The organism is Veillonella sp. 27098_8_77, assembly GCF_041431535.1.
Taxonomy (GTDB): domain Bacteria; phylum Bacillota; class Negativicutes; order Veillonellales; family Veillonellaceae; genus Veillonella.
On record NZ_JAPVXW010000010.1, the window covers coordinates 71,461 to 80,230 of the forward strand.

Here is an 8,770-nt window from a genome sequence, read left to right on the forward strand (position 1 = left end):
ATAACTAATCCTTTATGATTTCTAAGCATTCTGTGCAATATTCATAGTATTCAACAGAGTCATTATCATCCTTATCTCTCAAACGATTAGCAGTTTGTATGCCACTACGTTTCAGCATAAGAAATCGTATTTGTTTTAACATTTCTTCTTGCTTTAGAATAGCCTTACACAATTTATACAATTGGGTATTTTCATTTAATAATCCCAAGCCTTTAATTTCTTTATATTGCTGTGTTTTAATTGTTTTATTCGGATATCTAGTTTTACCATCATCAAGCGATACCATTAGATTTCTTTCATAGCCGTTTTCACGCTCTGAAAATGCACCTTCATCAAATAAGATTACTAATTCTGCCTTACTGTCATCCAAAGTAACTTGCTGATTTTCATCATTCAGTTTTTGTTTTACTTGATCTAACTTCAAAAGTTTATAGTATGTATAAGCTTCTAAGATACAACGTAATAATGTTTCATCACTCACAGATGGTCTGTATTTTAATTCAACTATAGAAATTAAATTATCCTTTTCATTGTATGATAATAAATCTATTTTTCCATAAGAATCAGACTTCTTCTTTTTTAATGGTGTTTGATAATCAATAATCTTTCCTAACCCACATACATTACCTTGTCTGTATAATAATTTAGCTAATATTTCTTCCTTACGATTTGTGGAGATAATACATTCACATTCCTTGCTATGATCTGGTACAAAATGATTCGTTCTAACAGGTACTAAACACTTCCATACTGTTAACAAATCATTATCAAAGATGGACTTTGCAATTCGTTCCGTGTATAAATTTCTCTTTTCTTTCTTTGCACCCGTAACATATCCGCGATAATTCAAAATTGATGTTTTATAAAAGTTTCCCACTACTTCTTTCACTACTTCTTGTTGAGTGCAATTATCCGATAAAGTATTAGTTAATTCTGAAAACTTTTCTCCTCGATTTATATCAGTAAATACTACATCAAAAGTCTCTTTAATACTCATTTTCACAACATACCTCCGACACCAACCAATAATACGCCTTTCTTTTATATCATTATACATAATTAAACGGGCCAAAAACACCCCACAGTATCTTCTTTTAAATTCTATAGAAACCTCTTGCGCCAATCTCTTATATATTTTACTATATATAGAGAATTTTAATTATAAAAGGAGTCATCATGGCTAATATTAATGAAAACTATTTAAACCTACAAGGTTCTTATTTATTTGCTAACATTGCTAAAAAAGTAGCGGATTACCAAGCAGCTCATCCAGATGCTGACATTATTCGTCTTGGTATCGGCGATGTAACATTGCCTTTAGTACCTGCTATCGTAGATGCTATGACTAAGGCTGTTCAAGAAATGGGCAAAGCCGAAACATTCCGCGGTTATGGCCCAGAACAAGGTTATGATTTTCTTCGTAAAGCAATTATCGAAGGCGATTACAAACCATATGGCATCGAAATTGGTATGGACGAAGTATTCGTTTCTGACGGCGCAAAATCCGACGTTGGTAATATCCAAGAATTATTCAGCGAAGATAATATCATCGCTATCACTGACCCTGTATACCCTGTATACCTTGATTCCAATGTTATGGGCGGTCGTACTGGCCAAGCCGTTGACGGTATGTTTGAAAAAGTTGTATACCTTCCTACATTTGCAGAAAATAATTTCTCTCCAGAATTCCCTTCTGAACGTGTAGACATCGTATATCTTTGCTCCCCTAACAATCCTACAGGCACAGTACTCAGTCGTGCACGCTTAGCCGAATGGATTAAATGGTGTAAAGAAAACGACGCGATTTTGATGTTCGACTCCGCTTATGAAGCTTTCATCAGCACGGAAGACACTGTTAAATCTATCTATGAAATCGAAGGTGCACGCGAAGTAGCTATTGAATTCCGTTCCTTCTCTAAAACCGCTGGCTTTACAGGTACACGTTGTGCCTACGCAGTAGTTCCAAAAGAGGTAACAGGCAAAACTAAATCTGGCGAACGTCAACCTTTGAATCCTATGTGGAACCGTCGTCAATGCACTAAATTTAACGGCGTACCTTACATCGTTCAACGTGGTGCGGAAGCGGTATATTCCAAAGAAGGCCGTGAACAAACTCGCGCAAACATCGCTTACTACAAAGAAAATGCACGCATCATCAAAGAAGGCCTCGAATCCATCGGCCTTACTGTATATGGTGGTACTGATGCACCTTACATTTGGTTAAAAACACCTGGCAACATGACAAGCTGGGAATTATTCGATCTTCTTCTTGAAAAGGTACAAATCGTGTCTACACCAGGCTCTGGTTTCGGTCCACATGGCGAAGGTTACCTTCGTTTAACTGCATTCGGCAGCCGCGAAAATACAATCCGTGCCGTAGAACGCATCAAAACTTTACAATTCTAATACATTTATACCTAAAAATATGTAATACAAAACGGTTGTGAAACCTTCTCTCCGAATGTTTCACAACCGTTTTTATTTTAAATCTAGATACTAATTAAAAGTTATGACGAATACCCGCATCTACACGATAGGATGTATCAACAGTACTACCAAAGTTTTTAGTAAATGTTCCATATAAATATGTATTTGGACGGAAACTCCATGAACCACCGAGTTCAAGATCAAGCCAAGTATCCTTCAAATCTACTACGCTATTAGTCGTTGGTTCACCGGCCATGCTATAGGTTGCTTTCATCTTGCCAGAGAATTCATGCGCCATTGCAGCTTTAAGGAAAACATTACTATTCTTAGCTTCCTTACCGATACCAATACCTAAACGACCTATAGCAGAGTTAACTGCATCAGAATTAATATGAACTGTGCTACCTGTATTCGTACGAGCATCGAAGCTTTCACCAGATAGACGACTAAAAATCAATTCTGCACTAGGATCAATATAGAAACCATTATTTCTCTTGATACGCTTGCCATATTCAAGGCTCAAAGATGTACCCGTATTACGGTAGTCACCACTCAATGCCGTTCCTAAGCTATTATGTACGGTAAAATCATTTTTCAAACGATTGCCTTTAGCAATGATATCTAAGTAACGGCCATCATTAAATTGTTTAGCTCCATAGATTGCTAGCCCCGCAGTTTTACCAGAACCCGAACCTAGTGCATAATCACTATTATTTGTGCCATACAAGAAGGCACCGCCTACAATCCAGTTTCCTCGTTTCGTATCATAACCAACTTGCGCCATATTATAGGTTTGATTTACATAGGCAGAGTCTGTAATTTTAGATTTACCACCAATATATTTGCCCCATACGCCTTGATTGTCAACGTTTATACGAACATCACCCAAACGGCGTTGCAAATCATTTGTATCAGCGCGCATTTGCATAATAGAAGATGCTAATGCACTCTTAGCACCGGATACGATTTCACTTTCACTAGTGGATAATACGGTTTTATTAGACACCATAGCACGTCCATCTTTATCAAAATCATCTGGGCTAAGTTTAGCATTTAATGTAGGACTAATCACACCTGTTTCTAGATGCACATTAACACCGAGGTTTCGCTCACCCTTCGTATATCCATTGTAGACTACTTTCTTCACAAATTGATTTTCTGCTAATCCTGGAATTTCGGCATTAGCATGTTCTTTCAAAGCATCTACGGAGCTACGCAATGTAACAGAAGAACCAGGGTCAGCATGGTTAATAACCACTTCACCCTTTCCGTTTTCTGCAGCAGGTGCACCTTTTTCATAATCAATAGCTGTATGACCAGCATAATTATTAATCGTAATAGGCCGTGCATCTACGGCTTGGATAATGCCGCGGCTACCTTCTGTAGCACCACCTATAAGATGCTCTACCTTACTACCTGTATAGAGATAATTTGCAGTATCTGGTCGGCCTTGTGTAGGGTATTCACGTTCAGCTCCTAACCATTCATTACGCCATGTAGCACCATTTTGTAAATATAATCTCAAACCGCCATGATAAGGATTATTGTTACTTTCATCAAATTCATTGAGTACACCACCCACTAATTTAGAATTTGGTGTCGTTAATCCTAATGAAATTTCTGATCCATGATTGTGTGGATTTTTATCAATACCATAGTTTTTATTGATAAAACCAATATTGCCATACATATTGACGTTCTTAGCACCTGGTTTCAATCCATCCATGCCAGTATTCACATAGACAAATCCTTCTTCTGAAAGTGCAGAATATGTATCAGATGTCGTTAAAGGATGTGTCTTTACATCTGCCCCACCAAGAATCCGAATGTATCCATCCTTATTAGCTTGCAAACCTACGCCAATGGCATCTACGTTGGCATTACCTTGTACGGTAATACGGGTATCATCATTATTACCATCATTTGTAACCCCACCATAACCAGCATATATACCACTCATATAATAGTGTGCTAAGTCTGGTCTGCGCTTCTCTCCACTTTCCGCAGGTGATGGATTTGTAACCGTTACATTCACATTTTTATCAATGGCAACCTGGGATCCATCAAGGGCATAAATACCGGTAACATTATTATGGTATTCATTTCCCTTTACACCAAGGCCAGATACATTGACGGTCAAATCATCGGTATAGTGTTTATTTTCACCCCACAAACTCAACCCAATGGAGTCTTCATCCGTATGGCTTTCAACTGTAGTGGCTGACACCATGGCCTCTGTACTAGCACCGGTAATAATTAAAGCAGCAATAACAGCAAGATTTATCGTTCTTCTCATCTCATAACCTCCTCAAACTATACACAATAATATTCATATATTTATTGTATATATAGCAGGGGTATATATGTCAATTTTTGTACATATGATGTTTTCTTTTATGTATATTCCCATACGCAATGTATCGATATAATGATGAATAATAACAACCAAATTATTTTCTTCACATAATATATCCTGTATAAGTCTATAGAATATTATAAAAAGAGAATTTTCTATGCTATAATAAAGATATTAGTTATTACACTACATTTTATAATTATATAGGAGGCTAATATGAGCAAAATTCGTATTGGTATCGTAGGCTATGGCAACTTAGGCCGTGGCGTAGAAGCATCTGTTAAATTGCAACCAGATATGGAACTCGTAGGCGTATTTTCTCGTCGTAAAGGTTTAGAAACAGTTTCTGGTGTTCCTACATACACTATGGAGGATTTGCCTAATTTCAAAGGCAAAATCGAAGTTATGGTTCTTTGCGGTGGTTCTGCAACAGATCTTATCGAACAAACTCCAATGGTAACAAAATACTTCAACTGCATCGATTCTTTCGATACACATGCGCGTATCCCCGAACATTTCGCAAATGTAGACAAGGTGGCTAAAGAAGCTAAAACTGCTACATTGATTTCTTGTGGTTGGGACCCAGGCATGTTCTCTTTGCAACGTGTTTACGCTGAAAGCATCTTGCCTAACGGCAAATCCTACACATTCTGGGGTCGTGGTGTTTCCCAAGGTCACTCCGATGCTATCCGTCGTATCGATGGCGTTCTCGACGCTCGTCAATACACTGTTCCTAAAGAACAATACCTTGAAGCTATTCGCAACGGCGAAATTCCAGACGTTGATGGCTACAAAGGTCACCTTCGTGAATGCTATGTAGTAGCAGCTCCTGATGCAGACAAAGCTAAAATTGAAAACGAAATCAAAACTATGGAAAACTACTTCGTAGGTTACGAAACTGTAGTCAACTTCATTTCCCAAGAAGAACTTGATCGCGACCACAAGGGTATTCCACATGGTGGTTTCGTTCTTCGCTCTGGTGAAAGCACTGATGGCACTCGTCACGTTGTTGAATACTCTTTGAAACTTGATTCTAACCCTGAATTCACAGGCTCTGCACTTGTTGCATACGCTCGTGGCATCTACCGTCTTGCTAAACACGGCGGCACTGGTTGTTACACAGTATTCGACATTCCACCAGCTTGGATTTCCACACATTCTGCTGAAGAATTGCGAGCTCACTCTCTATAATTCTATACGCATCTTAAGAGGATAACTTCGGTTATCCTCTTTTTACATTAACAATGTCGTACGACGACACACAAAAAGGACCGCCCTAAGACGGTCCTTTTTCATATTACAATTTATCTATTAATACCAACGTGTCAATGGCAATTCATTGTTAACACCTTTTGTCATAAGGATTTGATGTAAATCCATATTGCCAATATAGAAACCTGCTGCACAACCACAGAGATATAAGTCCCACATGCGAACGAATTCAGTACCGCGAGCTTTTTCTACTTGGTCACGTACACCTTGGAAATTATTGTACCAGTGCATCAATGTTTTATAGTAGTGCAAGCGCAAGCTTTCAACATCGATAACATTAAAATCATAGTCATAGGCAATGGAAACCATTTCACGAAGAGATGGTAAGCATCCACCTGGGAAGATATATTTACGAATCCATGCACTAGATTCTTTTTCTGATGGATCACTGATGTAATGGAGCAAGAATAAGCCACCATCATTTAACATAGTGGATGCATCTTCCATATACAATGGAAAATTAGGACGACCTACATGTTCCAACATACCAACGCTGACGATACGGTCGAATGTACGACCAGATGCAGCTACATCACGATAGTCAATGAGTTCGATTTGGACTTGACCTTCAAGGCCAAATTCTTTAATCCGTTCTTGGCCCTTCTTCCATTGTTCTTCGGACAATGTACAACCATAGCCTTTAACGCCGTACTTGCGGGCTGCTTCGATTAAAAGGAATCCCCAACCACAACCGATATCGAGTAATGTCATACCTTCTTTTAAATATAATTTATCAAGAATATGATGAACCTTTTGGTATTGTGCATCTTCTAGGCTATCATCTTCATGTTTAAAGTACGCACAAGAATAGCTCATTGTCTTATCGAGCCATAAGCTATAAAAATCATTGCCAAGGTCGTAGTGAGAAGATACTTGTTGTTTTTGATCTTTCTTTTTAAGACCTACATTAAAGAGAGAACTAAGTACCTTTTTATTGATAGAATCCTTATTGACATGACCTAGTACAACACAAAGAGCTTTGAATAAATCGCCTTCTATTTCAATATCCTTACGCATATACGCTTCGCCAAGTGCAAGTTCAGCAGAAACGAGCAAATCTTTCTTAGGAATATCGCGGTTTACACGAATGGTAAACTCAGGTGTACCTTCGCCAATGGTATATTCATTGTCACCTATTTTTACAGTAAAACAGTGATCATTAAAACGTTCTAAATAGTGAACTAGAAAACTATCAAATAACTTAGAAAACATAATTAACTTCCTTTCCTAACTTCCTTGCACGACATACTTAACTCAATCAATGTAACGAAGCTACCTATGCACTAGCATAGTTCTTAACTCATCAAAAAATTTTATATAATATAAAACATGAAATATACATGATTTTATTATATAAATTATTTGCTTATTATTATTTTTTATAAGTTGTTTTGATTTTTACTATATTATTATAGCACTTATCTTCAAATAATCTAGACCAATTCTATAGAAATGTATATATCTGTTAGAATATGATATAATATGTGTTTGATAAGGCTTTTGTAAAGAACAATATTTCTAATGAAAGTTTTCACAAAGAACGAAATTAATTTTAATAAAGGTGGTACCATGAGCACAAATTTAGAAGTAGGCATCGTAGGCCTTCCAAATGTTGGTAAAAGTACATTATTCAACGCTATCACAAAGGCTGGCGCTGAGGCTGCCAACTATCCATTCTGTACAATTGAGCCAAACGTAGGTGTTGTTGATGTTCCGGACAATCGTCTAGCTGTATTAGCGGAAATGTTCGGTTCCAAACGTATCCTCCCTGCTGCTATGCGATTTGTAGATATTGCAGGTCTCGTTGAAGGTGCATCTAAAGGCGAAGGTTTAGGCAACAAATTCCTTAGCCATATCCGTCAAGTAGATGCTATTGCACAAGTTATTCGTTGTTTCGATGACCCTAATATCACTCACGTTGCAGGTTCTATCGATCCAATCCGCGACATCGAAATCATCAATACCGAGCTCTGCCTTGCAGACCTTGAATCCGTAGAAAAACGGAAACAACGCATTGAAAAAATTGCAAAATCCGGCGATAAAGATGCTCGTGCTGAATTGCCATTGCTAGAACGCATTATCGAAGGTCTTGGCGAAGCAAAACCAGTTCGTGCACAAGGTCTAGATGAAGAAGAATTAGAAATGATCAAAGAGTTGACATTACTTACAGCCAAACCATCTCTTTATGTTGCTAACATTTCTGAAGATGAAGTATCTGATTATTCCGGTAACGAATATGTAAAACGCGTTGAAGAATACGCGAAGAACGAAGGTGCTGGTATCGTTGTTGTATCCGCTCGTATCGAATCTGAAATCGCTGAATTATCCGATGAAGAATCTGCTGCATTCCTTGAAGATCTTGGTCTTGAAGAATCCGGCTTAACTAAGCTTATCAAAGCAAGCTATGCACTCTTAGGTCTCATCAACTACTTCACTGCTGGCGAAATGGAAGCCCGTGCATGGACAATTGTAAACGGCACCAAAGCACCTCAAGCAGCTGGTAAAATTCACTCCGATATCGAAAAAGGCTTTATCCGTGCTGAAATCGTATCCTTCGATGACTTACAAGCTTGCGGCAGCCAAAATGCTGCCAAAGAAAAAGGCCTTGTACGCCTTGAAGGTAAAGACTACGTTATGAAAGACGGCGATGTAACACATTTCCGTTTTAATGTTTAAAGTAAAAGCTCTCTGATTGTGTAGTGACCCCAAAAAGTT

General features: G+C 38.0%; 6 protein-coding genes. 3 read left to right on the plus strand and 3 right to left on the minus strand.

Annotated elements, in window-relative coordinates:
• Positions 1–4: 4 nt before the first annotated feature.
• Positions 5–997, minus strand: coding sequence for a hypothetical protein (locus tag O3617_RS07155; protein WP_371449336.1), 993 nt, complete (start codon positions 995–997; stop codon positions 5–7).
• Between the two features lie 179 nt (positions 998–1,176).
• Here O3617_RS07155 and O3617_RS07160 point away from each other — a divergent pair, with 179 nt between their 5' ends.
• Positions 1,177–2,406, plus strand: coding sequence for an LL-diaminopimelate aminotransferase (locus O3617_RS07160; protein WP_156930973.1), 1,230 nt, complete (start codon positions 1,177–1,179; stop codon positions 2,404–2,406).
• Between the two features lie 94 nt (positions 2,407–2,500).
• Here O3617_RS07160 and O3617_RS07165 read toward each other — a convergent pair whose 3' ends face one another.
• On the minus strand, positions 2,501–4,723 hold the full coding sequence (locus tag O3617_RS07165; RefSeq protein WP_371449329.1) for an autotransporter outer membrane beta-barrel domain-containing protein: 2,223 nt from the start codon (positions 4,721–4,723) through the stop codon (positions 2,501–2,503).
• Positions 4,724–4,999: 276 nt separating this feature from the next.
• Between O3617_RS07165 and O3617_RS07170 the strand changes: the two genes are divergently transcribed.
• Positions 5,000–5,974: a diaminopimelate dehydrogenase gene (locus O3617_RS07170; RefSeq protein ID WP_371449330.1), complete on the plus strand. Its 975-nt coding sequence runs from the start codon at positions 5,000–5,002 to the stop codon at positions 5,972–5,974.
• A 120-nt stretch (positions 5,975–6,094) separates the two neighbouring features.
• On the opposite strand, the gene O3617_RS07175 is transcribed toward O3617_RS07170, so the two are convergent.
• Positions 6,095–7,267: a class I SAM-dependent methyltransferase gene (locus tag O3617_RS07175; RefSeq protein ID WP_371449332.1), complete on the minus strand. Its 1,173-nt coding sequence runs from the start codon at positions 7,265–7,267 to the stop codon at positions 6,095–6,097.
• A 357-nt stretch (positions 7,268–7,624) separates the two neighbouring features.
• Here O3617_RS07175 and ychF point away from each other — a divergent pair, with 357 nt between their 5' ends.
• Positions 7,625–8,731: a redox-regulated ATPase YchF gene (gene ychF, locus O3617_RS07180; RefSeq protein WP_371449338.1), complete on the plus strand. Its 1,107-nt coding sequence runs from the start codon at positions 7,625–7,627 to the stop codon at positions 8,729–8,731.
• Positions 8,732–8,770 lie beyond the last annotated feature (39 nt).

What these genes read in the sequence shown, in the direction of transcription:
- ychF (WP_371449338.1), top strand. Translation starts at nt 7,625, where the DNA reads ATGAGCACAAATTTAGAAGTAGGCATCGTAGGCCTTCCAAATGTTGGT.
- O3617_RS07170 (WP_371449330.1), top strand. Translation starts at nt 5,000, where the DNA reads ATGAGCAAAATTCGTATTGGTATCGTAGGCTATGGCAACTTAGGCCGT.
- O3617_RS07175 (WP_371449332.1), bottom strand. Translation starts at nt 7,267, where the DNA reads ATGTTTTCTAAGTTATTTGATAGTTTTCTAGTTCACTATTTAGAACGT.
- O3617_RS07160 (WP_156930973.1), top strand. Translation starts at nt 1,177, where the DNA reads ATGGCTAATATTAATGAAAACTATTTAAACCTACAAGGTTCTTATTTA.
- O3617_RS07155 (WP_371449336.1), bottom strand. Translation starts at nt 997, where the DNA reads ATGAGTATTAAAGAGACTTTTGATGTAGTATTTACTGATATAAATCGA.
- O3617_RS07165 (WP_371449329.1), bottom strand. Translation starts at nt 4,723, where the DNA reads ATGAGAAGAACGATAAATCTTGCTGTTATTGCTGCTTTAATTATTACC.